At 70.6% G+C, this 23,305-nt stretch carries 18 protein-coding genes; 13 read left to right on the top strand and 5 right to left on the bottom strand.

Annotation, left to right across the window (positions count from 1 at the left end; genetic code table 11):
- Positions 1 to 209 precede the first annotated feature (209 nt).
- The 6 genes from FMP39_RS22970 (at position 210) to FMP39_RS22950 (ending at position 5,210) form a co-directional block, all read left to right on the top strand.
- Positions 210 to 1,007 (top strand): ABC transporter ATP-binding protein, encoded by a 798-nt coding sequence (locus FMP39_RS22970; RefSeq protein WP_141592401.1) that lies wholly within the window; start codon positions 210 to 212, stop codon positions 1,005 to 1,007.
- Between the two features lie 70 nt (positions 1,008 to 1,077).
- Positions 1,078 to 1,854: a DUF3142 domain-containing protein gene (locus tag FMP39_RS22965; protein ID WP_141592400.1), complete on the top strand. Its 777-nt coding sequence runs from the start codon at positions 1,078 to 1,080 to the stop codon at positions 1,852 to 1,854.
- Positions 1,851 to 3,335 (top strand): hypothetical protein, encoded by a 1,485-nt coding sequence (locus FMP39_RS22960; protein ID WP_228558255.1) that lies wholly within the window; start codon positions 1,851 to 1,853, stop codon positions 3,333 to 3,335. The genes FMP39_RS22965 and FMP39_RS22960 overlap by 4 nt, the downstream gene beginning before the upstream one ends.
- Positions 3,277 to 4,086, top strand: a complete 810-nt coding sequence (locus FMP39_RS38130; protein ID WP_228558254.1) for a hypothetical protein — start codon at positions 3,277 to 3,279, stop codon at positions 4,084 to 4,086. Before FMP39_RS22960 ends, FMP39_RS38130 begins: the two co-directional genes overlap by 59 nt.
- Positions 4,087 to 4,221: 135 nt before the next feature.
- Complete coding sequence (locus FMP39_RS22955) at positions 4,222 to 4,413, top strand: hypothetical protein (RefSeq protein ID WP_141592399.1); 192 nt, start codon at positions 4,222 to 4,224, stop codon at positions 4,411 to 4,413.
- Positions 4,413 to 5,210, top strand: a complete 798-nt coding sequence (locus FMP39_RS22950) for a sterol desaturase family protein (RefSeq protein ID WP_228558253.1) — start codon at positions 4,413 to 4,415, stop codon at positions 5,208 to 5,210. The genes FMP39_RS22955 and FMP39_RS22950 overlap by 1 nt, the downstream gene beginning before the upstream one ends.
- Positions 5,211 to 5,243: 33 nt before the next feature.
- Here the strand turns inward: FMP39_RS22950 and FMP39_RS22945 are convergent, their stop codons facing one another.
- The 3 genes from FMP39_RS22945 to FMP39_RS38125 all read right to left on the bottom strand — a co-directional run bounded on the left by FMP39_RS22945 (position 5,244) and on the right by FMP39_RS38125 (position 7,914).
- Complete coding sequence (locus tag FMP39_RS22945; RefSeq protein WP_141592397.1) at positions 5,244 to 6,071, bottom strand: alpha/beta fold hydrolase; 828 nt, start codon at positions 6,069 to 6,071, stop codon at positions 5,244 to 5,246.
- A 117-nt stretch (positions 6,072 to 6,188) separates the two neighbouring features.
- A complete protein-coding gene (locus FMP39_RS22940) occupies positions 6,189 to 7,430 on the bottom strand; it encodes an AAA family ATPase (RefSeq protein WP_141592396.1) in 1,242 nt (413 codons plus the stop codon).
- 34 nt (positions 7,431 to 7,464) lie between these two features.
- Positions 7,465 to 7,914: a hypothetical protein gene (locus FMP39_RS38125; RefSeq protein WP_228558252.1), complete on the bottom strand. Its 450-nt coding sequence runs from the start codon at positions 7,912 to 7,914 to the stop codon at positions 7,465 to 7,467.
- A 545-nt stretch (positions 7,915 to 8,459) separates the two neighbouring features.
- Here FMP39_RS38125 and FMP39_RS22930 point away from each other — a divergent pair.
- The 7 genes from FMP39_RS22930 (at position 8,460) to FMP39_RS22900 (ending at position 18,730) form a co-directional block, all read left to right on the top strand.
- Entirely contained in the window at positions 8,460 to 9,926 is a 1,467-nt protein-coding gene (locus FMP39_RS22930; protein WP_141592395.1) for a TolC family protein, read from the top strand.
- Complete coding sequence (locus FMP39_RS22925; RefSeq protein ID WP_141592394.1) at positions 9,914 to 11,071, top strand: efflux RND transporter periplasmic adaptor subunit; 1,158 nt, start codon at positions 9,914 to 9,916, stop codon at positions 11,069 to 11,071. Before FMP39_RS22930 ends, FMP39_RS22925 begins: the two co-directional genes overlap by 13 nt.
- A 9-nt stretch (positions 11,072 to 11,080) precedes the next feature.
- Positions 11,081 to 14,242, top strand: coding sequence for an efflux RND transporter permease subunit (locus tag FMP39_RS22920; RefSeq protein WP_141592393.1), 3,162 nt, complete (start codon positions 11,081 to 11,083; stop codon positions 14,240 to 14,242).
- 69 nt (positions 14,243 to 14,311) lie between these two features.
- Positions 14,312 to 16,174, top strand: coding sequence for a patatin-like phospholipase family protein (locus tag FMP39_RS22915; RefSeq protein ID WP_228558250.1), 1,863 nt, complete (start codon positions 14,312 to 14,314; stop codon positions 16,172 to 16,174).
- Positions 16,171 to 17,139: a 3-oxoacyl-ACP synthase III family protein gene (locus FMP39_RS22910; protein ID WP_141592391.1), complete on the top strand. Its 969-nt coding sequence runs from the start codon at positions 16,171 to 16,173 to the stop codon at positions 17,137 to 17,139. The genes FMP39_RS22915 and FMP39_RS22910 overlap by 4 nt, the downstream gene beginning before the upstream one ends.
- Positions 17,136 to 17,906, top strand: coding sequence for a lysophospholipid acyltransferase family protein (locus FMP39_RS22905; protein ID WP_141592390.1), 771 nt, complete (start codon positions 17,136 to 17,138; stop codon positions 17,904 to 17,906). The genes FMP39_RS22910 and FMP39_RS22905 overlap by 4 nt, the downstream gene beginning before the upstream one ends.
- Positions 17,903 to 18,730 (top strand): SDR family NAD(P)-dependent oxidoreductase, encoded by an 828-nt coding sequence (locus FMP39_RS22900; RefSeq protein ID WP_141592389.1) that lies wholly within the window; start codon positions 17,903 to 17,905, stop codon positions 18,728 to 18,730. The genes FMP39_RS22905 and FMP39_RS22900 overlap by 4 nt, the downstream gene beginning before the upstream one ends.
- A 70-nt stretch (positions 18,731 to 18,800) precedes the next feature.
- On the opposite strand, the gene FMP39_RS22895 is transcribed toward FMP39_RS22900, so the two are convergent.
- On the bottom strand, positions 18,801 to 19,673 hold the full coding sequence (locus FMP39_RS22895; protein WP_141592388.1) for a methyltransferase domain-containing protein: 873 nt from the start codon (positions 19,671 to 19,673) through the stop codon (positions 18,801 to 18,803).
- Positions 19,670 to 23,296 (bottom strand): serine/threonine-protein kinase, encoded by a 3,627-nt coding sequence (locus FMP39_RS22890; RefSeq protein ID WP_141592387.1) that lies wholly within the window; start codon positions 23,294 to 23,296, stop codon positions 19,670 to 19,672. Before FMP39_RS22890 ends, FMP39_RS22895 begins: the two co-directional genes overlap by 4 nt.
- Positions 23,297 to 23,305 lie beyond the last annotated feature (9 nt).

The following is a 23,305-nucleotide window of genomic DNA, read 5'->3' as shown; positions in this document are numbered from 1 at the left end:
ACGCCGCATGTGTCATTCCGTCTCACCCACGAACCTCGAAGCATCGCGCCCTCCGCTCCCAGGGCAAGCCCCGTGGCGAGGGGCCGCCCCGCCTCTGACCGCCATTCCACACCGGGATGGAAGCCGGGCGGCCGGGCGCCCCTTCCTCACGCCAGGCAGCCGCTTCTTGGAGGCGGAAGGCGGCGGACGCGCACTATGTTCGCGCGGCCATGAGTCCCTCGAGCCCACCGTCCTCCCGCCAGTTGGCCATCGAAGTGCGGGACCTCCACAAGTCCTTCGGAGACCAGCACGCGCTGCGGGGGGTGAACCTGGAAGTGCCAGAGGGCACCACCTGCGTGCTGATGGGCGTGTCCGGGTCGGGCAAGACGGTGCTGATGAAGCACATCATGGGCCTCTTGCGGCCGGACCGGGGCACCGTCCTGGTGGATGGCGAGGACATCGCGCGGATGAACGAGGCCGCGCTCGACCAGATGCGCCGCAAGCAGGGCATCCTCTTCCAGGCGAACGCCCTCTTCGACTCGCTCACCGTGTTCGACAACGTGGCCTTCCCCCTGCGTGAGCGCACCCGCATGCCCGAGGCGGAAATCGCCGAGACGGTGAACAAGACGCTGGAGCGCGTGGGCCTGTCGCACGCGACGCAGCGCTTCCCGGGCGAGCTGTCCGGCGGCATGCAGAAGCGCGTGGGCTTCGCGCGCGCCACCATCCTCCAGCCGAAGATTCTCCTCTACGACGACCCCACCGCCGGACTGGATCCGCTCACCACCGCGGCGGTGAATGAAATCATCACCACCGGCAAGCAGCAGCTCGGTGCCACCTCGCTGGTGATTACGCCGGACGTGGCCTCCGCCTTTGGCATGGCGGACCACCTGGCCCTGATGCACGAAGGCCGCATCGTGGAGTACGGCCCGCCAGACGCCTTCCGTGAGTCAAAGCACCCCGCGGTGATGGCCTTCCTCCGCAACTGGCTCCGGCGCCGCGCCCAGAACAAGCGCGCGGCCCAGGCCTGAGGCGGCGCGCACCCGGAACGCGCGTTGCAAACAGTCCGGTCCACCGCGCGAGTGCGGCCCGACGACCACGATGCTTCCCCCATTCCCTTCGCCCCTCGTGGCACCCCGGACACGGCGCGGCCTGCTGGCCACCCTCGCCGTGCTCCTGTCGTGCAGCACGCCCACGCCGCCGCCGGAGCCTCCACGGGTGGTGCTCTGGGCCTGGGAGCGGCCGGAAGACCTCCGCTTCCTCGCGCGGACGGAGCGCCCGGTCAGCGTGGCCTTCCTGCGCGCCACGCTCGCGCTCACGGAGACGGAGGTGCGCGAACACCCGCGCCGGCAGCCGCTCCACGTTCCGCCCGGGACACCCTTGAAGGCCACGGTGCGGATGGAAGCCCATCCAGGCGCGTCGCTCGCGCGGTACCCGCCCGAGCGACTGCACGCGCTGGCGGACCGGCTCGCCTCGCTAGCGCGCCTTCCGGAGCTGACGGCGCTCCAGATTGACTTCGATGCCCGCGCGTCCGAATACGACGCCTACGTCGCGCTGCTCCAGGCGCTCCGTCAGAAGCTGCCCCCATCGATGGCGCTGTCCATCACCGGCCTCGCCTCATGGTGCACGCCCGGAAGCTGGCTGACGCACGCGCCCGTGGATGAGGTGGTGCCCCAGCTCTTCCGCATGGGCCCGGAGGCTCCCACGTGGCGAGCCCGCTTCGCGCGCGGACTGCCCGCCCCTTGCCGGGGCAGCGTGGGGCTGGCGCTCGATGAGTGGCAGGCCGTGCCCCCTGGCGTCTCCACCCTCTATGTCTTCAACCCCCGCCCCTGGACGCCCGAGGCGTTCACGCGCGCGGTCGCGGAGCTCCATCCATGAAGAAGCTGCTCATCACCGTCACCGGCGGCCTCGCGTTCCTGCTCGCCCCCACCGAAGCGCGGGCGTGTGCCTACGACTCCGCCGGGCCCGTGTTCGTCACCAGCAGCCATCCCGACTGGCCGCTCTCCACCTTCGCGGCCGGGCGGCTGGGCGTGGTGCATGGCTCGATGCGCTCCGCCTACCTCGCGTTCGCCTACCGGACGATGATGGGCATTCCCACCACGCCCGAGGAGCAACAGCCCCTGGTGACGCGCTGGGAGCTCATGCACCAGGCGTTGCCGGAGCACCTCTCCCTGACACCAGGATTCCAGCGCTGGCTGGCGGTACGGAAGCAGGTGGCGCCTCAGCTCCCGGAAGCCTCGCCCGAGCATTCCCGGCAGGTGCAATACGCACAGGTCCCCCGCATCCAGGGTGACGCGTTCCAGCGCGCCGCGAACACCGCCACCGACCTGGCCCAGGCATGGAAGAAGCACCCCGCGCTGGTGGAGGAGTGGATGCGCAACCAGGACATTGTCTTCGGCCCGTGCGCCATCCTGCCGGAGCCCGACCCGCGGCTGGATGAAGGCGTGAGCGCGCAGCAGCAGGCCCGCCGGCGGGACGAGCGCGCCTACCAGGAGGCGGCCTCGCGCTTCTACTGCGACGACTATCCCGGCGCCCTGTCTTCGTTCCAGAAGCTCGCTGCGTCGCAGGAGTCGCCCTACCGGGCGCTCGCCGCCTACCTCGTGGCGCGCACCCATGTCCGGCAGGCGCTGATGGAGAAGAAGGGGGAGTATCACTTCGAGTCGCGGGAAGACGCCGTCTTCCTCTCGCGGCTGAGCGAGGCGGACCAGGTGATCGATGGCGTGCTCGCTTCCCCGGAGCTGCGGAGCGTCCATGCGCCCGCGCGCGGCTTGCGGAGCCTGGTGCGCTACCGGCTGCGGCCCAAGACCTGGCACTGTGAGCTGCTGTCGCACGTGCTCGAGCCCGGGACGGGCACCGCCCTCGCCTCCGGAGCTGGGCGACCTCGACCTGATGTTGCGGGAAGCGAGCACCTGCGAGGGCCTCCCCGCGCCCGCCGAGGCGCTCCAGGCGTGGCTCCACGCCATGAAGGACTCGCCCTACAGCGCGGCGCCCGATGCGGAGCGCCGCGCGCAATACGACGGAGCCCTGGCCCGCTGGAAGAAGACGGCGCACATACCGTGGCTCGTCGCCGCGCTGAGCAAGGCGACGCCGGACGCTCCAGGCGTGCCGGAGCTGCTCGCCGCCTCCGCGAAGGTCGCGCCCTCGTCTCCCGCCGGCCTGACGGTGGCGTACCATGCCGCGCGGCTCTTGCATGGCCGAGGCGAGGTGGAGGCGGCGCGGGCGCGGCTCGCGACGGTGCCCGCCGAGCTGACCCGGGACCTTCCCTCCACGGACAACCTGCTGCGCGAGGAGCGGCTCGCGGTGGCCAGAGACCTGGACGAGGCCATGCGGGAAGCCGTCAACATCATCGCCGACTATGAAATGAGCAGCAGCTACTCCGAGCCCTACACCACGCCGCTGGCCGAACGGCCCCGTCTCTTCAGCCCGCGCGCCGTGGCCATGCTGGAGCCCCGGCTGACGGCGAAGCGCATGGGTGAGCTGGCGGCAGGGAACATCCTGCCTCCCGCCCTTCGACGGCAGCTCATGTGGACCGCCTTCGCGCGCGCCACCGTCGCGGGTGATGACGCGACGATTCAGGCCGTGGCGAAGCGCCTGGCGGAGACGGAGCCCAAGGCGAAGGCGGAGCTGCTGGCGCTCGCCGGCAAGCCCACGCCCGAGGAGCGTCAGTTCGAGGCCCAACTGCTCCTCATGGGACTGCCCGCCGTCTCCGCGCGGCTCCACGCGGGCGAGGACCGGCTGGCGAACACCCATCCCAACCTCAGCCTCACCATGGACATGTCCTACCACCGCAACTGGTGGTGCGGCCCGAAGCCGGACGCGAGCGTGCCCTCCGTGCACTTCGAGGACACGTCCGACGCACCGGACGCGGCGCGGGAGTGGAAGGCCCTCCAGGACGCGGGCAACTCGGTGCCCTACTTCGCCCGCGTCGCCATGGCCTGGGCCCAGGCCCACCCGGATGACCCGCGCTCGCCCATCGCCCTGTTCCGCGCGGTCCGCGCCAGCAAGCGCGGCTGCGGACAGGCCACGCGCGAGGCACGGGAGGCGTTCCGCTATCTCCACAAGCACTACGGCAAGACGAGCTGGGCGAAGCGCACGCCCTACGTGTACTGACGTCCCGCCTACAGCACGCGCTGGGCGGCCTGCCGGATGCGGTCGGGATGTGTTCTCAGCCGCTGAGATGTCGTGCGTTTGCGTTCGAATGGCACGCATGGTGTAGCCTCCCGGACAACGGGAGTACACGTGTCCATGCAATCACAAGGCAGCAAGGTTCTTCGTACGGTGACGGTGGTCCTCGCGGTCGTCCTGCTGGTTTTCGTGGTGCTGACGGCGGCTGGAACCTTCTTCGGTGGGACCAAGATCCGCCCGCTGTTCGGCATGCCGGAGGGCGGCCTGCACGCCCACGATGACGGTGACGCTGCGCCCCCGGCCACGCCGTGATGAGCCTGGAGGTCCTAGGCGGAGGGGCCGCGATTTCCTTCGGGGTGCTCGCGTGTGTCTTCTGGCCGTTGGAGAAGGCCTGGGCCGCGCGGCCGGGACAGCCGCTGCTGCGCCCTGCCTTCCGCACCGACCTCGCCTACTTCGTGGCGCAGTACCTGGTGCTCGCGCCGCTGGCGCTGCTCGTGCTGAGCCACGTGAAGGAACTCTGCCAGGTGGACGTCCTGACCGGGTTCCAGGCCGCCGTGGCACGCCAGCCCTGGTGGCTTCAGGCACTCGAAGCGGTGGTGCTCTGCGACCTGCTCGTCTACGGCTTCCACCGACTGTCACACCAGGTGGACTTCCTCTGGCGCTTCCACGCCGTCCACCACTCCGCTGAGCACCTCGACTGGCTCGCCGCGCACCGCGAGCACCCCGTGGACGGACTGCTCACGCAGTTGGTGGTGAACCTCCCCGCGATGATGATGGGCTTTCCGCTCGGGACGCTGGCGATGCTCATCGCCTTCCGCGGAATGTGGGCCATCTTCATCCACTCCAACGTCCGGCTGCCGCTGGGCCCCCTGGGCTTCCTCTTCGGCGCGCCCGAACTACACCACTGGCACCACGCGCGCGAACGGCACACACGACACAACTTCGGCAACCTCGCGCCGTGGACGGATTGGCTCTTCGGCACCTACCACCGGCCCACCGGGCCCGAGCAGTATCCGCTCGGGCTCGTAGAGCCGTTTCCCCGGCGCTTCTGGGCCCAGCTCCTCTCGCCCGTGACGCGGGCGACTGACAGCAGGAAGACGTCACGCTGAGCTGGGATTCGCGTTCCCGCTGGCAGCAATCCATCACACCGCCCTGGAGGTCCGCGTCTCGGATTGCGCGTCCAGGAATGTTCCCAAGGTGGCATTGACGAGCGCGGGCTCCTCCACGGTGGAGGAGTGTCCTCCGCGCGGCAGGGTCACCAGGCGTGAGCCGGGGATGAGCCGGTGCAGGCGCTGCGCCTTGGCGGGGACGGTGGCCGTGTCCTCGGCGCCGACGACGACGAGCGTGGGCACGCGGATGTGTGGGATTTCATGGGCCACGCCGCGCCGTTCGATGACGCCGTTGACGGCGCGCCAGATGTCGCGGCGGTTCTCCATGAGGCGCGTGCGCCAGCGGCTGCGCTCCTCGGCCCGGTTGGGGTCCGTCATGAAGCTGCGGCCGAACATGATGCGCATCACCGGGTCCGCCACCGGGCGCAGGCCCGCCAGGCGCGCGGTGAGGTTGAGCAGCGTGTAGCGCGGCACGTTGTGAAGGGGCTCCGGGTCGGCGGACGTCTCCATCAGCACCAGTGAGCGCAGCAGGTCCGGACGCCGCGCGGCGATGCGCATGCCAACGAAGCCGCCCATGGACAGGCCCACGAAGTGACAGGGCCCCACGCCCAGCCGCTCGATGAGCGCCACCGCGTCCAGGTACACCGTCTCCATGTCGATAACGCGCGCCGGAGGCACGACGCTCTGGCCCTGGCCCCGGTGGTCATAGGCGATGCAGCGGTAACGTCCGCACAGTGCTTCCACCTGCGGATCGAAGAGGCGACAGCTCCACAGCAAGCCGTGGCTGAAGACGATGGGCACGCCCGTGCCACCCGAGTCCTCGTAGTACAGCTCCGTTCTGTTGACGGTCAGCATCGGCATGCGCGGCACCCTCCCCGGCTGGTGAGGATAGGCGAGCGGCACGCACGGACGGGTACACCTCTTCGCGGAGCCGTTGGCCGGCTGACGTCCCGCTGCCCTCGGGGTCCACGCGACTGGCTACCAGAGACCCTTGGCTTGAAGCAGCTCGCCCACGCGGCGGGGCTCGGCGCGCCAGGCGGTGAAGAAGTCCTCAGCGGCGTCGGGGGACAGGTTCTCCCAGACGAGGCGGCCGGTGTCCTCCTCGCGGCGGCAGCGCACGAAGGTGGAGCGCACCTGCTCGGGCGAGTCGAAGGTGAGGCAATCGAGCAGCTCCGGGCTCTGGCTCGTCAGCAGGGCCTGCCGGGGTTCGAGCTGCTCGAGGATGGCGCGGACCTGCCGTGGGTGGAAGGCGTGCGCGACCTCATCCGCGATGACGACGGCGCGGGCGTGGGCCAAGTAGTGGAGGAAGGCCACCAGGCGCTTCTGTCCGTAGCCGAGCTGACGGGCGGAGAGGCGCTGGCCGGCGGCGGTGACGAAGCAGAGGTCCAGGTTTCCCAGGGACAGCGTTTCGTATTTGCCCTGAGGTTGGGTCTCCAGCGGGGACAGGAGCGCCTCCGCGGACGCGAAGCCGAGGAGCCGGGCGGCGTCACGGAGGAAGGGGACGCTCTCCGAGGACAGCACGTAGCGGGCGGCGCCCCACTGCGTGGCGGCGACCTTGCGCAGGCCATCGAGCAGGTCCTCCGAGGCCACGCCCGTGCCCGTGGCGAGCACGCCCTCCGTTCGACGGGAGAGCCGCAGCTCGGCGCGCCAGAGCTGGTCGAAGTGGGCGAGCCCCTCGTCGAAGCGGCGGAGGTCGGCCTGCGCGGAGACCTCGCGCGCCATGGCGAGCATCGGCTCGACGGCGGCGGTGCCCTCGCCCGTCTTCTCCACCCAGGCGATGCCGCCCGACATCAGGACGAGCCAGAGCCGGCCACCGACTTCGGGGGCAATGCGCTCATGCACGACGTCGGCGGTGTCGTCCTCGCGGGAGACGCGGAGCTGCTGGCCCTCGCGGTGGATGACCAGCGGCCAGGCCATGTCGCGCGGGGCCACGGTGATGTCCATGGACAGGCCGCTCGTGCCTTCCGCGCCCGAGGGCACGTTGCGCACGCGCACGGTGATGCGGCCGGTGTCCGCGGCCAGTGCATATTCGAGGTCGAAGGCCTCATGCCGCAGCGGCGTGAAGTCCGAGCTGACCACGGCGGCGGCGAGGTCCAGCAGCGTGGACTTTCCGGTGCCGTTCTCTCCGAGCAGCACGTTGAGGGACGGGCTGAAGAGCAACCGCGTCCCGGGCTTCACGGAGCGAAACTGGTGGACCTGGAGCCACTGGAGCTTGAGCATCAACCGGAAGACTGGCTCCCTGGACGCTTCAGCGTCAACTCGCGCCGCACGGCGGCATGCCCCCCTGGGACTCCCAGATGGGCCGGCGCTTGTCCACCCACGCGAACACCTTGTTGGACCAGAAGCTGGCCATCGTCAGCGTCACGCAGTCTCCGGTATCGACATGGACGATGTCCCACTGGTCCGCGGCATTCCGGCTCCGGGTGTCGAAGCCCAGCCGATGCTGGCCGTCGAACGTGGCGAAATGCACGAAGCCACCCACCGGAACCCACTGCGCACAGGGCAGGACGCTCAGCGCGGGCTCCCGCACGACGAGTCCATCATGCGCGCGCCAGAAGAGCTCGACCTGGAATGGAAGCGGTCCGCCAAGCCGCTCCGAGAGCGCCTGGAGTGCCTCGGTTGAAGCGGGTGGGTGGAAGACCACCTCCAGCCCACGAGAGGCGCTCCGCTTGTCGAGGGCACGGCGAAACTCTTCCACTCTCATTCCGACTCCAAGGCGGCGGTGGAAGGGCGCAGGGATGCGCCATCCATGAGGGTTCCGTGATGCAGCGACACGGAGCGCCCTGTCTAGCACCTTGGCATCTGCACCAGCCCCGGTGAGGTCTGCATCTTGCCGCCCTGCGACTGGAGATGACGGCGGAGGACGGGCCGGACACCGACCCGTACGACCACGCGGGCGAACGGCTGGCCTATCCTGGGCCCCTCGTTCGACATGATCGCAAACCTCGACTGCGAGTCCGTCAACGCGCGAGGCTTCGCGGGCGTGCTGACGGATGCACGCACCCTCACGGGGATGCTGCGCTTCGACTACGTCTGGGACGCGGAGTCCTGAGCTGTTGTCCAAGCTTGTGCAGTCGCATCGCCCCCGGAGGCCGTGCATGACAGCAGCCCTGCCCCACGGACTGCCTGTCCTGCCCTTCTTCATGCACTGACACGCAGCCCCGTCCCTTTTTCTGTCCACCAGACGCAGGGCAGCCCCGCCGTCCGTGGTGGCTGGGCAACGCGCTTCCTACCTGTGCGCGCGCTCCCATGAATGCCCTGCTGCTCGCAGCCCTGCTGTCCCACACCTCCAGTCTCCTGCTGGCCCAGGCGGGCCCCGGCACCGACGCGGGCATGGAGCCACCCGCGGCCCGCGCTCCCGCCCTCTCCCCGGAGACACCCGAGCCACCGCGGTTCCCGGTGTCCGACCCACTGCTGAAGCCCATTCCCCCGGCCGACATGCAGGTGGCGACCTGGGACGAGGCGATGCACCTGCTGCGTCAGCGCTCCACCCGCCTGTACACCGCACTGGCCCAGGTGGAATCCGCGGCGGGCGTGCAGCGAATCGCCCTGGCCGCGTTGCTGCCCACGCTCACCGGCACCGTCTCCGTCCAGTACAACGTGCTCAATCCCGACGCGACGCCGCTCCTGGGTGGTGGCGGCGGTGGCGGCGGAGTGGGAGGCGGTATTGGCGGCGACGTCGGAGGCGCCCAGTCCCCGGGCCTCACCCGCCCGCCTTTCCTGGGACTGCTGAACGCCACCCAGCCCCTGTTCAGCCTCTCATCCATCATTGCGCTGGGCACCGCGCGCGAGGCCCGGCGCACCGCCAACCTGTCGCTGGCGGAGACGCGGCGCCAGCTCACCAGCGCGCTGGCCCAGTCACTGGTGCTCGTCGCCGCGCAGGAGCGGATGGCCGAGGTCAACCGCGTCAACCTCCGCACCGCGCTGGAGCGGCTGGCCCTCACGGAGCGTCGCTTCGAGCTGGGCGCCGGCACGCGGCTGGACGTCGTGCGCGTGCAGCAGGACACGGAGACGGCGCGCAACCTCGTCGTCCTGGGTGACGAGTCCCTGCGCAAGGCCCGTGAGACACTGGGACTGGTGCTGGGCATTCCTCGAGGCGTGGGCCTGGCCCGGGGCGTCCAGTTGGAGACCCTGCTCCAGCACTCGCGGCGGGACTGCCAGCAACTGGAGTCGCTCGACCGGCGCGCGGACATCGCGGTGGCGCGCTCACGGCGCACGCTGGCCGAGCGGCAGGTGTCGGAAGTGAAGGCGCGTTATGCCCCGACGCTCGCGCTGACCAGCACCACCCTGGCCCTCACCGTGGAAGAGGGCTTCGTGACGGTGCCGGTGTGGAACATCGGCGCCAGCCTGGTGCTGCCCTTCTGGGATGGCGGCGCGCGTGAGGGCCAACTGCGGCAGACGCGCGCGGGCGTGGAGGTGGCGAAGCAGGGACTGGTGGAGCTGGAGCGCACGGCCTCGGTGGAGGTGCTGCAGGCACGGCGCGCCGTACAGGTGGCGGAGGCGGCCACGCGCATCGCGGGCCGGGGACGCGCCCTGGCCGAGGAGAATGACCGGCTCACCCGGCGCAGCTTCGAGGTGGGAACGGGAACCAGCCTGGAGCTCATCCAGACAGCGTCGGACCTCCGCCAGGCGGAGCTGCTGCTCGTGGTGCGCGAGTTCGAGCTGGAGCAGGCACGGGTCGCGGCGTTTCTCACGGAGGCGGCATGCGATTGGTGAGGACGTGGAGCATGGGGCTCGCCGTTCTGCTCCTCGTGGGCTGCCGCTCGCAGGGCGACCCGGGGCCGCAGGGAGGCCAGGCGGCCACGAACCAGCCCATGCCGGTGGAGGTGGAGCGCCTGGCCCCCGCCGAGGTGCGCGAGTCCAACGAGTACCTGGGCGCGCTCATCTCCCGCAGCAGCATCATCGTCTATCCGCAGGTCGCTGGCTACGTGAAGTCGATTCCGCTCAAGCCGGGAGCACGCGTCGAACAGGGTGAAGTGCTGCTCGTGGTGGACCCCCGGCGAGAAAGCGCGGGCCTGCGCGCCACCCAGGCGCAGCAAGCCGCCGCCAAGGCGCAGCGCGAGTACGCCCAACAGACGCGCAAGCGCAGTGAGCAACTGCTGAAGGAGGGACTCCAGAGCCGCCAGGACTATGACCAGGCGGTGGCGCAGGCACTACAAGCCGAAGCCAGCGCGCGCGCCATCGAAGCCCAGGTGCAGGCCCAGGAGGTCCAGCTCGGCTTCTACGAAGTGAGCGCGCCCTTCGCCGGCATCGTGGGTGACTACCCGGTGAACGTGGGCGACTTCGTGACGCAGCAGACGGCCCTCACCACACTGGACCAGAGCAACACGCTGGAGCTGTCCGTCCAGATTCCCGTCGAGCGGGCAGGCACCGTCCGGGTGGGCACCACGCCAGTGGAGGTGTTGGACCCGGAGGGCCGGCTCGTGGTGTCCGCGCCGGTGTTCTTCGTGGCGCCCACGCCCAACGCCACCACGCAACTGGTGGAGATTCGCAGCGTCTTCGAGAACACCGTGGGCCTGCGCGCGGGACAGTTCGTGCGCGCCCGGGTCGTCTATGCCACGCGAGAGGCCTTGCGCGTCCCCACCGCCGCCGTCACCCGCATCAGCAGCCAGTCCTTCGTCTTCGTGGTGCGGGACTCGGACGCGGGCACCGTGGCGCAGCGGGCGCCGGTGAGCCTGGGGCTCGTCTCCGGCAATGACTACGAGGTGACGGGCGGACTGGACGCGGGCACGCCCGTGGTGCTCAGCGGCATCCAGATGCTCCGCGATGGCCAGCCCATCCAACCCAAGGCCCCTTCGCGCAAGCCACCTCAGGGCGTGGGCGGCAGCGGGACCGACGGCGGCACCCCGCCGGAACAGTGAGGGGCCGCCATGTTCACCGACTTCTTCATCCGCCGTCCCGTCTTCGCCAGCGTGGTGTCCATCATCATCACCCTGGTGGGGGCCATCTCCATCCCCAACCTGCCCATCGAGCAGTACCCTGACTTGTCGTTGCCCGTGGTGCAGGTGACGGCGACGTACATCGGCGCCTCCGCGGAGACGGTGGAGAGCGCCGTCACCACCGTGCTGGAGCGGCAGCTCAACGGCGTGGAGGGCATGCGTTACATCTCCTCCACCAGCAGCAACACGGGCGTGAGCACCATCACCGTCACCTTCGACCCGGGACGGGATTTGGACATCGCCGCGGTGGACGTCCAGAACCGCGTGGCCACCGCGTCCGCGCAGCTTCCGGCCGCCGTCAACGCGCTGGGCGTCACCATCACCAAGGCCCAGACGCAGTTGCTCATGGCCTTCGGTCTGTTCGACCAGGAGAACCGCTACGAGACGGGCTTCCTCAGCAACTACGCGGACGTCTTCATCCGGGACGCGCTGCTGCGCGTGACGGGCGTGGGGGACGTGCGGATTTTCGGCGAGCGGCGCTTCGCCATGCGGCTGTGGCTGGACCCCTCGGAGCTGGCGCGGCGTGGGCTCGCCGCCACGGACGTGGTGAACGCCCTGCGCGCGCAGAACGTCCAAATCGGCGCGGGACAGGTGGGACAGCCGCCCGCGCCGCCGGGACAGACGTACCAGTTCACGGTGCGCGTGCTGGGGCAGCTCACGTCCGCGGAGGAGTTCGGCAACATCGTGGTGCAGCAGGGGCCGGACGGCTCGCTGGTGCGGCTGAAGGACGTGGGCCGCGCGGAGCTGGGCGCGGAGAACTACGGACAGCTCTTGCGCTTCAACGGCCGCGAGGCCGTGGGCCTGGGCATCTTCCAGCTCCCCGGCTCCAACGCGCTGGAGGTGCGCGACGGCGTCATCGCCGAGCTGGAGCGGCTGAAGGGCAACTTCCCGCCGGGCATGCGCTACCAGCGCGCCTTCGACACCACGGCGGCGGTGCAGGCCTCCATCGAGGAGGTGCTGGTGACGCTGGGCGAGGCCATCTTCCTGGTGGTGCTGGTCATCTTCATCTTCCTGCACGGCTGGCGCAGCGTGCTGGTGGTGGCCACCACGCTGCCCGTATCGCTGGTGGGCACCTTCCTCTTCGTCAACGCGTTCGGCTTCTCCATCAACACGCTGACGCTCTTCGGCCTCACGCTGGCCACGGGCCTGGTGGTGGATGACGCCATCATCGTCATCGAGAATGTCGAGCGCACCATGGAGCAGGACAACGTGGGCCCTCGCGAGGCCACCCACCGAAGCATGAAGCAGGTGGCCGGCGCGCTGGTGGCCATTGCCCTGGTGCTGTCCGCGGTGTTCGTGCCGGTGTCCTTCTTCCCCGGCACCACCGGCATCATCTACCGGCAGTTCGCCCTCACCCTGGCCTTCTCCATCAGCCTGTCCGCGCTGGTGGCGCTCACCCTGTCTCCCGCGCTGTGCGCCATCCTGCTGCGGCCCCACGAAGGCCAGAAGTGGAAGGTCTTCCGCATGTTCGACCGGGGGCTCGACGCGTTCCGCGACGCCTACGGCCGGATGTTGGCGAAGCTCATCGGACCGCTGCGCTGGCCGGTGGTCATCGCCTTCGTGCTGTGTCTGGCCGGCACCATCCTGGTGTACCGACTCACGCCCACGGGCTTCATCCCGGGCGAGGACCAGGGCTACCTCATCATCGCCGTGCAGGGGCCGGAGGGCACGTCGCTGGACTACACGCGCAATGTGCTGCTCCAGGCGGAGGACGTGATGCGCCAGCAGCCGGAGGTCGCGGACATCTTCACCGTGGGCGGCTTCTCGCTGCTCGGCACGGGCGTCAACTACGGCACCCTCTTCGTCAACCTGCACCTGTGGGACGAGCGCAAGCGGCCGGAGCAGAGCGTGGCGGGACTGGTGGAGCGCCTGCGACGCCCGCTGATGGCCATTGGCGGCGCGCGCGTGTTGCCCTTCGAGCCCCCCGCCATCCGCGGCGTGGGCAGCGTGGGCGGCTTCGAGTTCGTGCTGGAGGACCAGCAAGGCGGCCGAACGCTCGCTCAGCTCGCGCAGACGACGGACATGTTAGTGAGCGCGGCCAGCCAGGCCCCGGGCCTGCGCGGCGTCTTCTCCTCCTACACCGCGAACACGCCGCTCCTGGACGTGCAGGTGGACCGGGAGAAGGCCCTGGCGATGGGCGTCCCGCTGGATGGCGTCTTCTCCACGCTGCAAGTCTACCTGGGCAGCCAGTACGTGAATGACTTCACCTTCGCCAGCCGCGTGTATCGCGTGTACGTGCAGGCTGCGGTCCCCTTCCGCAACGAGCCGCGCGACATCGACGCGCTCTACGTCCGCTCCGCGAAGGGCGAGATGGTGCCGCTGGAGTCGCTGGTGCAGGTGCGGCCCATCACCAGCGCGCAGAACATCCAGCACTACAACCTGTACCGCTCGGCGACCATCAACGGGCAGGCCGCGCCGGGCTCCAGCTCCGGGCAGGCCCTGGACACGATGGAAGCGGTGGCGCGCAAGACGTTGCCCGTGGGCTACACCTTCGAATGGACGGGCCTGTCCCAGGAGCAGAAGGAGGCGGGCCGCAGCGTGCTGGTCATCTTCGGGCTGGGCGTCGTCTTCGTCTTCCTGGTGCTGTCCGCGCAGTACGAGAGCTTCGCCCTGCCCCTCATCATCCTCCTGGGCGTCCCCGTGGCCATGCTGGGCGCGCTGGGGCTGCAGAACTTGCGCGGCCTCCAGAACGACGTGTTCTGCCAGGTCGGGCTCGTCATGCTGGTGGGGCTGGCCAGCAAGAACGCCATCCTCATCGTCGAGTTCGCCGAGCAGCTCCGCCACGAAGGCCGGAGCGTCGTGGACGCCGCCATTCACTCCGCCCAGACGCGCCTGCGGCCCATCCTGATGACATCCTTCGCGTTCCTCATGGGCGTGGTGCCGCTGATGCTGGCCTCGGGGGCGGGGGCCTCCGCGCGCAAGTCCCTGGGCACCACCGTGTTCGGCGGCATGTTGCTGTCCACCTTCGTGAACCTCATCTTCATCCCCGTGCTGTACGTGGTGATGGAGGCCGCCAGGCTCCGCGTCCGCCGGCAGGGTGATGTCAACACGCCGCCACCCACCATGCGCCCACCGGAGCCCCACGCACCCTGAGTGCTGACCTGGGGCCTGGGGGCCCCCCGGATGCCCCGCCGGAGGGGCTTCGTTATCCTGCGGGGTGCCATGTCTCACTTCCCGTCACGCGATGACCGGCGGCGCCAGCGGCTCTATGCGCTCAAACGTGCGCCCGGGCTCCGGCACCATGGCAACACCGCGCTGCTCCAACTGCTGGGCAAGGGCCAGGACGTGTCCTGGGCTCGCGGCGAGGTGCTGTGCCGGGAAGGCGAGCCCCCTGAGGGCTTCTCCCTCCTCCTGGAGGGCGAGTTGGAGGTCCTGCGCGGTGACGCACTCCTGATGACGCTCCAGCCCGGCACGCCCCTGGGGCTGGAGGCGCTGTCGAGCGGCAGCAACGCCTTCACCATCCGCGCGACGACGGACTCCGAGGGCCTCTTCTTTCCGAAGGACGCTGTCGCGAGCCTGCTGCACGCGCCCACCGGCGTGCAGGAGCGGCCCCGTCCGCCAGCGGAGGTCATCGCCTTCGAGAGCGACGTGCGCGGCGCGCCCCTGTCCTCCCTCATCGAGCTGGTGGCGAAGGTCATCCACCGTGACTTCGGCGACCGCGTGCTACTGCTCCGGAGCGCACCGGGCGAGCATGGCGCGCCCGTCACGAAGGGGGCGGATGGCGTCCTGCGCGCCACGCTGCCTCCAGCTCAAGCTGGTGGCCCCGGCCTGCTGGCCCCATCGGTGCTCCAACGGCTCACGGCCGAGCACGACCTCCATTACGTCCTGCTCGACGGCTGCAGCGTGGCGGACGTTGGGATGCCGGGGAAGACGGCGCGGCTGGTGACGACCTTGGACGCGCGGAAGGCGTCGGCCCCTCGCGTGCTTCCCACCGTGGTGGTGGAGCCTCGCCGTGCGTCACGCGCATCGGAGCTGAGTGGCCAGTCCCTGCATCCTCAGTGGCTGCCGCCCTGCCCCTTGCGGCTGAGCCTGGACAGGATGGCACGGGTGCTCGTGGATGACCGTCCGCTGGACGCCACGGTGCTGAGCCCCGCCGAGCGGGACGCGCTCTCCCGCTGGGCCCGAGCCCTCACCCACCGGCGCGTGGGCCTGGCGCTCAGTGGCGGTGGCGTGTGGGGCTTCTACCACGTCCACATCCTGCGCTGGCTGGTGAGCCAGGGCGTGCCCATCGACATCGTCAGCGGCGCCAGCATGGGCTCGCTGGTGGGCGCGTACTTCTGCGGCAGCGCGCTGGATGGGCACGACGGACTGGAAGGACTGCGACGGCTGGAGGAGCGGGCCATGAGCTGGCAGCTCTCCCTGGCCGCCACGGCCGCCATCGTGACCACGTATTCGCTGGAGCGCTTCGTGGAGCAGGACCTGGGCCGGCTCTGCCTGGAGGAGCTGGCCATCCGCTTCCTGCCTGTCACGACGGACCTGACCAGCGGAGACTGCGTGGCGCTGGAGCAGGGGCCAGTGGCCCTGGGGGTGCGCGCCAGCGGCTCGGCGCCGGGTATCTGGGGCCCCACGGTGGTGCCTCCCGCGCGGTACGTGGACGGCGCCTTCACCAGCATGGTGCCCGCACACGTGCTGTTGAACGCGGGCGCGGACGTCATCTTCTCCAGCAACATCTTCCCCTTCGGCGTCCGGCACGCGTCCCCGCTGCGGCAGTCCGGCCTGGGGCGCTTCCTGGCGGGGCTCAATCCAGTGGCCCGCGCGCTGGACCTGGCGGCCAGCGGCGTGCTGCTATTGCACCGCAGTGGGGACGTGGAGAGCCTGCTCGCGGACGTCCGCTACGACATCCAATCCGCGGAGGCACCGCTGCTGACCGCCATGGAGTTCACCAAGGCCCGGGACATCCTCGGACGGGCGGCGGCGGATGCGTCGCTCGCGAAGCGGCTGGAGGAGATGAAGCAGCACTGGCTCCAGGTCAAAGCCCGGGGTGCCCGTGCCCACGCGCATCCAGGAGGACAGCAAGCCGCATGATTCCCGTTCGCATCCTGGGCACGGCCAGTGTCCTTCCCGGCCCCGCCGTGACGACCGCGGAGCTGTGCGCGCGCGTGAGACGTGACGCCGCGGAGGTGACACGGAAGACAGGCATCCTCACCCGCCACTTCGCGCCACCGGGGACGAAGGCCGCGGACGTGGCGGCGCAGGCGCTGCGGGGCGCGCTGGACGCGGCGGGACTGGAGGCCCGGGCCCTGCGCCGAATCCTCTGCGTCAGCTCCATGGGCGGTGACGTCACCACGCCCGCCACCGCCAACCGCGTGGCAGCGGCGCTGGGCCTGTCGGGGAGCTGCGACGCGATGGACCTGAGCAACGCCTGCATGGGCTTCCTGAGCGCCTTCGACCTGGCGGCGCGCTCGGTGGCCACGGGGCTGGGGCCGGTGGGCATCGTGTCCGTGGAGCTGCTGTCGCGCACCACCACGCCCGAGGAGCCCCGCCCCTACCTGGTGCTGGGCGACGCCGCCGCCGCCGCCGTGCTGGGCGCGGGCCGTTCGGGAGAAGGTGTCCTGGGCGTGGCCCTGGGCAATGACGGCACGCTGCCCACGGACGTCGTGCTGGAGAACCCGACGGCCACCGGCAAGCTGGAGCGGATGCGCTTCCTGACGCCCAGCCAGGAGATGACCCGCGTCGCGCTGGACGCGCTGGTGCGGGCGGCGCGCGCGGCGTTGGACGAGGCGGGCGTGGCCCTTCGCGATGTCGAGTGGGTGCTCACGCACCAGCCGAACGGCAGCATGCTGGAGGCCATCCTCCAGGCGCTGGAGGTGTCACCGGAACGGAGCGTGCGCGTGGTGGACACGGTGGGCAGCGTGGGCTCGGCCTCGCTGGGTACCAGTCTGGACCGGCTGTTGCGCACGCGTCCGGTGAAGCCAGGGCACCGCATCCTCCTGGTGGGCGTGGGCGCGGGCGTGGCTCACGGCGCGGTGCTGTACCAGGTGGGCGGATGACACAGGCAGGCGGCTGGCCCCTGAGGGCCTGGCTGACGGCGTTCCGGCTGCTGCGCCGGTATCACCGCTACGAGGTGGTGAACCTGGAACCGCTGCTCCGTCCCGGCGCGAAGCTCATCGTCGGTTACCACGGGCGCCCCCTGGCCTTTGACTTGTGCATGCTGACGGTGACGCTCCACGAACGCCTGGGCTATCTGCCGCACGGCGTGGCGCACGGCGCGTTCGATTCGATTCCGGGCATGCGCGCGGTGGCGGACGGGCTGGGCTTCGTCACGGGGGATGACCCGCGGTTGGCGGAGGCGGTGGCGCGCGGCGAGCATGTGTTGTTGCAGCCAGGAGGCACGCGCGAGGGCTGCCGTGACTTCCGCCACCGCTACCGCGTCGACTGGGGCGAGCGCATGGGCTACCTGCGCCTGGCGGTGCGCTACCGGCTGCCGATTGTCCCCGTGGGCGGCAGTGGCATGGACGACGCGTACGTGGGACTCAACGACGGGTACGCGCTGGGCCGGCGGGTGGGCATGCCCGCGCGGCTGCCGCTGTGGCTGGGCGTGGGCGCCACGGGCCTCTGGCCCTTGTCGCTTCCCTTCCCCGTGAAGATGACGCAGTGGGTGGGCGAGCCGCTGACGCGCCACCTGGAGCCAGGCTTCGACTCGGGCAACCGGGACGCGATGCGAGCGGTGCATCAGGAAGTGGCGGACGCGGTGCAGCGGCTGCTCGACAGGGCTCGCGACGTGGACAAGGGCAGCACACGGAAGGCAGTGCAATGAGGGAAGGTGAGGGTTCCGAGGCGCGACAGTGGGCGCTCATCCTGGGAGCTTCGTCTGGCACGGGCGCGGCCATCGCGGAGGCGGTGACTCGGAAGCCCGGGTTGGATGTCTTCGGTGTCCACCGGGGCCGGTACCCGGACGGCGCCGTGCAGTTGGAGCAGCGGATTCGGGACGCCGGTGGACGCGGCGTGCTGTGGCAGGCGGATGCGTCGTCTCCAGAGGCCGCGGAGGCGGGCGTGGCGGCGCTGCGGGAGGTCGCCGGGCCTCGGAGCGTGAAGCTCTTCGTGCATTCGATTGCGGGGGCCTCGGTGGGACGATTCCTGTCCGAGGGCGAGGACCGGCTGCACGCGCGGCGCATCCGCCGGACCTTCGACACGATGGCGCACTCGTTCGTCTTCTGGGTGCAGGCCCTGGTGAATGAAGACATGTTGGCGCCGGAGGCCCGGCTTCTCGGTCTGCAGAACCCGCTGGATGAAACGCACCTGGGGAACACAGGGCTCATCAGCGCGTCGAAGGCGGCGCTGGAGATGTACGTGCGCTACCTGGCCATGGAGCTGGGACCGCGAGGACACCGCGTCAACCTGCTGAAGTTCGGCACGGTGATGACGCCCGCGCTGAAGCACGTGTATTCGCCCGCGGCCCTGGCCCGCCTGGAGGCGGCCCACGCGAGGATGAATCCCGCGGGACGCATGGGCACCGTGGAGGACGTGGCCCGCTTCGTCACGGTGCTCGCCGGTGAGGAGGCGGGCTGGTTCAACGGAGCCACCATCGACTTCACCGGTGGGATGACGCTGCGGCTGTTGGACCTGGTGCTGAATCCGTGAGGTCAGCCCTCTCCGCTGGCCGAGCGACAGGGCTCTGCATCTCCTTCAATGCAGACATGTGCGTCGGCCGTCAGGCCCGTGCGTCTTGCTCCGGCATCCGGAACGACAGACAGTAAAAAAACGGCGCCACCTGCTCCTCGGTGACATCGAACGCGCCGGGAGGCAGCAGCTCCCGGGGGCAGTGTGGATCCCACGAGTAGAACGTCATCGCGCGGAACGCGGCGCGCTGGAACAGCGAGGGCCGGAAGGCCGGATCCATCTGCTCGTCCACGACCACCAGCGGCGTGCCCGGCTTCGCCACGCGCGCCATCTCCGCCAGGGCCCGCTCGGGTGCCCGGTAGCCGCCAATGCCTCCCACGTGAAACACCCGGTCGAACGACCCATCCGGGAACGGCAGCGCGTGCGCATCCGCCATCATCAGTCGCACGCCCGCATGACCTCCGGACCGCAGCCGCCGCTTGCAGTGCTTGAGCATGCCCTCGCTCAGGTCCACGCCCCACACGTCTACGTCGAGCCCCGGCGGCAAGCCGTCACGCAGGAGCGGCAGGTTCGCCCCCGAGCCCACCCCCACCTCCAGCACCCGCACCGGGCTCCCGTCCTCGTGCGGCGTCAACGAACCGAGCTCCACGCGGCGCATGTACCCCGCGCGCATCCGCGCTTCCGAGACAGCTTGAAACAGCGGTGTCAGCAGCGTCGTCAGCGGGTCATGCAACACCGGCAGCCCGTCGTAGATGACGCGCATCAGCCGGTCCGTACCGCGCACCGCGTCCTCGCGATACAGCCGCGCCATGCCGCGCGCCACGCTCCACGCCTCGCCGCAGCCACCGCAGCGCAGCCACCCGTCGCGGATGCATCCATCCGCCTCGAGCCCGTGGAACACCAGCACCCCACCACATGCGGGACACGCCAGCAACGCCACGTCCCGGACGCGCACACCGTTCATGAACGCGCGAGCGCCTCCGCGCGGGCCTGCTCATCCCGCATGCCCAGCCGGGAGAACAACTCCACCGCGCGCTGCTGATGGACCCACCGTGCCGGGTCCTCCAATGGCAGGTGCCTGGCCAGCGCCACCCGCGCGTGGGCCTCCTCGAAGGACTGCCCCTTCCTCGATGCGACAGCGACACACCGGCGCCACGCCTCGAAGGCCCGCGTGGCGTCGTTGTCCAGCCAGGCCTCCCGCCCACGCCACAAGCGCGCCGCGGCCTCACCGAAGGGGAACACCTTGGCGAAGACCTCCGCCTCTCGGCGCGCGGCCTTGGCGCTCGCCACCAGCGAGGCATCCGTGCCCTGCTCCCACAGCGACAGGAGCACCTCCGCCACCGACATCACGCCGAAGTAGACGAAGTGCGCCACGGGCTTGCCGGACGACATTCTCGCCAGCGCCTGGTCCGCCGCGGCCCGGGCCCCTTCCACGTCCCCTTCACGCAGCCGCAACAGCGCCAGCGTCCCCTCCACGATGATGCGGTCCGTCTGCCCACCCTGGGCTTCCGTCCACGCCAGCGTCTGGGCCAGCGCGGCGCGAGCCTTCGCGTAGTCGCCCAGCCGCAAATGGATGTGCGCCTGGTAGTGCAGCGCCCAGTGCTCCGTCTGGAGCGCCCCGCGCCGCCGCGCCGAGTGCTCCAGCCACTCCATCAGCGGCAGCCCCCGCGCGAACTTCCCCTGGTAGCACGACACCACCGTCAGCAGCGCGCGGCACTCCTCCGCCAACCGCACGTCGCCCACCGAGTCGACGATACCCATGGCCCGCTCCAGCCACGCCTCGGCCTCCGCCCACCGCGCCACGTACGCGCCATACACGGCGTTGCGGCACAGCACGAAGGCCAGGTCCGCGGGGTTGCCCACGCGCTCGGCCACCTCCAACGCGCGGCGGGACCACGTCTCCGCCACCGACCGGATGGGCAGCGTGCCCGCCACCACCGCCATGCTCGTGTAGCCCCGCGCCAGCTCCGGCGACGCGCCCGCCGGCTCGCACAGGTTCAGCGCGCGCAGGCCGGACCAGAGAACGGGCAGCGCCTGGTGCGCATAGATGAACGCATCGAGCAGCCGCATCAACAGCCGACCCGCCACGCGCCGCACCCGCCGCTGCTCCTCCGTCTCCTCGTCGTAGTCCTCCGGCCGGGAGCTCTGCGCCAGCCGCAGCAGGCCCTGCCCCAGCGTCCCCAGCGCCCAGCCCATCCGGCTGGACGGCACGGGCCAGCCGAAGTGCCGCAGCGCGCGCTCCGCATGCTCACGGAAGGACTGGAGCTCCCCCAACTGGAAGCGCGTCTCCGCCAGGAGTGCCTCCAGGTGCCCCAACGTCATGGCGTCGCCACCCACTTCAGTCACCCGAGTCAGCGCCCGGGTGAGGAACGGCAGTGCTTCGCGGCAGGCGCCCACGCGAAGGGCATCCTCGCCCGCGCGCAGCGCATAGCGAGCCTCACGCAGCGCGTCCCCGGCCATTCCCCAGTGGTAGGTGAGCGCCGCCGTCCACTCTGCCCGCTGCCCATGCGCCGCCTCCATCGCCAGCGCGGCGCGCCGGTGCAATGCGGGCCGCGCGTCCGCGGGCAAATCATCCAGCACCCCTTCGCGCAGCTTGTCGTGCGCGAAGCGCCAGCGCCCATCCGCCACGTCCAGCACCGCCGCCGCCGCGCAGTCCGTCAGCCAGTGCTCCACGTCCACATCCGGCGCGGCCTGCCGGAGCAGCGGCACGTCCACCTGCCGCCCGACGATGGCGGCCACCTGCAGCAACTCCCGCGAAGGAACCGGCACCTTCTCCAGCCGCCGCTGCACCAGCCTGCGCACGCCGCCTGCGAAGACGCGCTCCGGCAGTGCCATGTCGCCAAGCCGGTCCAGCCCTCCCGCCTCCTCCGCCAGCGCCCGCACCACCTCCACGAGGAAGAAGGGATTGCCCTCCGTCTCGCGCAGCAACAGGTCCACCAGGTGGGGCCGGGCCCCGGGTGCCCCCACCATGGACTCACTGAGGATGGAGACCTCCCGAGCGTCCAGCCGAGGCAGCCGCAGCAGTGACAGGCCCGGCAGCGCCGAGGGAAGCGAAGGCGCCTCATCGTCCCGGAAGCTGCCGATGAGCAACAGGCGCAGCGTCAACGCCCGCGTGGCGAGGCGTGAGAGCAGCAGCAGCGACTCATCACCCGCCCAGTGCAGGTCCTCCAGCACCACCACCACGGGCTGGGTCAGCCGCGCGAACACGTCCTCCACCACCTGGAGCAGCCGCGCCTGCACCATGTCCGCGCCCACTTCGGCGGGGTCCGCGACGGGGTGCCCCAACAGCGCCTCGATGTCCGGCACCAGCGGCTTGAGGATGCTGGCCTCGCGCTCACTCAGCGTGGTGAGGATGGCCAGCCAGCGCAGCACCGGACGCCACTCCTGGTACGGGCTGCCACCCGCCGCCACGCCCTGGCCTCGCAGCACCACCGCGCCCTTCACCAGCGCCAGCGCGCGCAGCTCCTCCAGGAGCCGCGACTTGCCCACGCCGCTCTCCCCACCCACCAACCACGCGCCGCCGCGGCCCACCATCGCGGACTCGAGCACCGTGGACAGCCGCGCCTGCTCCTCCACCCGGCCCACGTAGCGCGCGGCCTGGAGGAAGCTCTCGCGCGTGGCGGCGGACTCGGGCGGTACCGGCTCACCGGTGGCGGCGCAGAGCTCGGCAATCACCGCGTCCGCGCTGCGGGGCCGCAGCTTCGGGTCCGGCGACACCAGCCGCTCCAGCACGGCCTTCAGCGCGGGGGGGAAGTCCGGCGGCGAGGGCACCTGTCCGGCATGCGGCAGCCGGCCGAACATCATCTGGCTGGCCATGGCGCCCACACTGAAGAGGTCCGTCACCTCCGAGGGCGGCTGGTCCTCGAACAGCTCCGGCGCGAGGTAGCCCGGCGTGCCGCCCGGCTGCGCGTGGTGGACGTGCTCGCGCCCCACCGCCAGGCCGAAGTCCAGCACCTTCACCTGCCCGTGGGCCACCAGCACGTTGGCGGGCTTGAGGTCGCGGTGGATGATGCCGCGCCGGTGCAGGTACGCCAGCGCCATCAGCGTCTGCACCAGCAGCCCCACCTGCACACGCAGTGGCTGCCCCGTGCCCGCCTGCACCAGGTGCCGAGCGTCCTCCAGCAGGTCCATGGCCAGATAGGGCCGGTGCTCGGCGTCGAAGCCGTAGTCCAGCACGCTGATGACATTCGGATGGCGCAGCGAGGCGAGCGTCTGGAACTCGTGCGCCAGCGACAGCGCCAGCTCATGCCGGGCGATGGAAGACGGCGTGTACTCGCCTTCGGGCAGCCGCGGCAGCCGCGCCAGGTCCTCCAGCGTCTGGTGCAGCCGCTTCACCGCGACGGGGCCCGCCAGCAGGTCCTGCGCGCGCCACACCGTGCCCGCACCGCCCCGGCCCAGGAAGCCGAGGATGCGGTAGCGCCCGCCCACGACCTCCCCTTCCGCGTGGCGACGCGTCGCATCCTCCGGCCGGTGCCGGGTTTCATGAGGAAATTGCCGCATCAGAGGGGGGCCGCCCGCCCCCGATGATAACGGGAACCCCTGGCGGCGGTAGGACTGATTCCAGACGCACCGTAATCCCCGGCTCACCGGGCAAAT

It is taken from the genome of Myxococcus sp. AB056 (genome assembly GCF_006547365.1).
GTDB lineage: Bacteria > Myxococcota > Myxococcia > Myxococcales > Myxococcaceae > Myxococcus > Myxococcus virescens.
The sequence above is the reverse complement of the archived record's forward strand: the minus strand, read 5'-3'. Positions and strand labels throughout refer to the sequence as shown.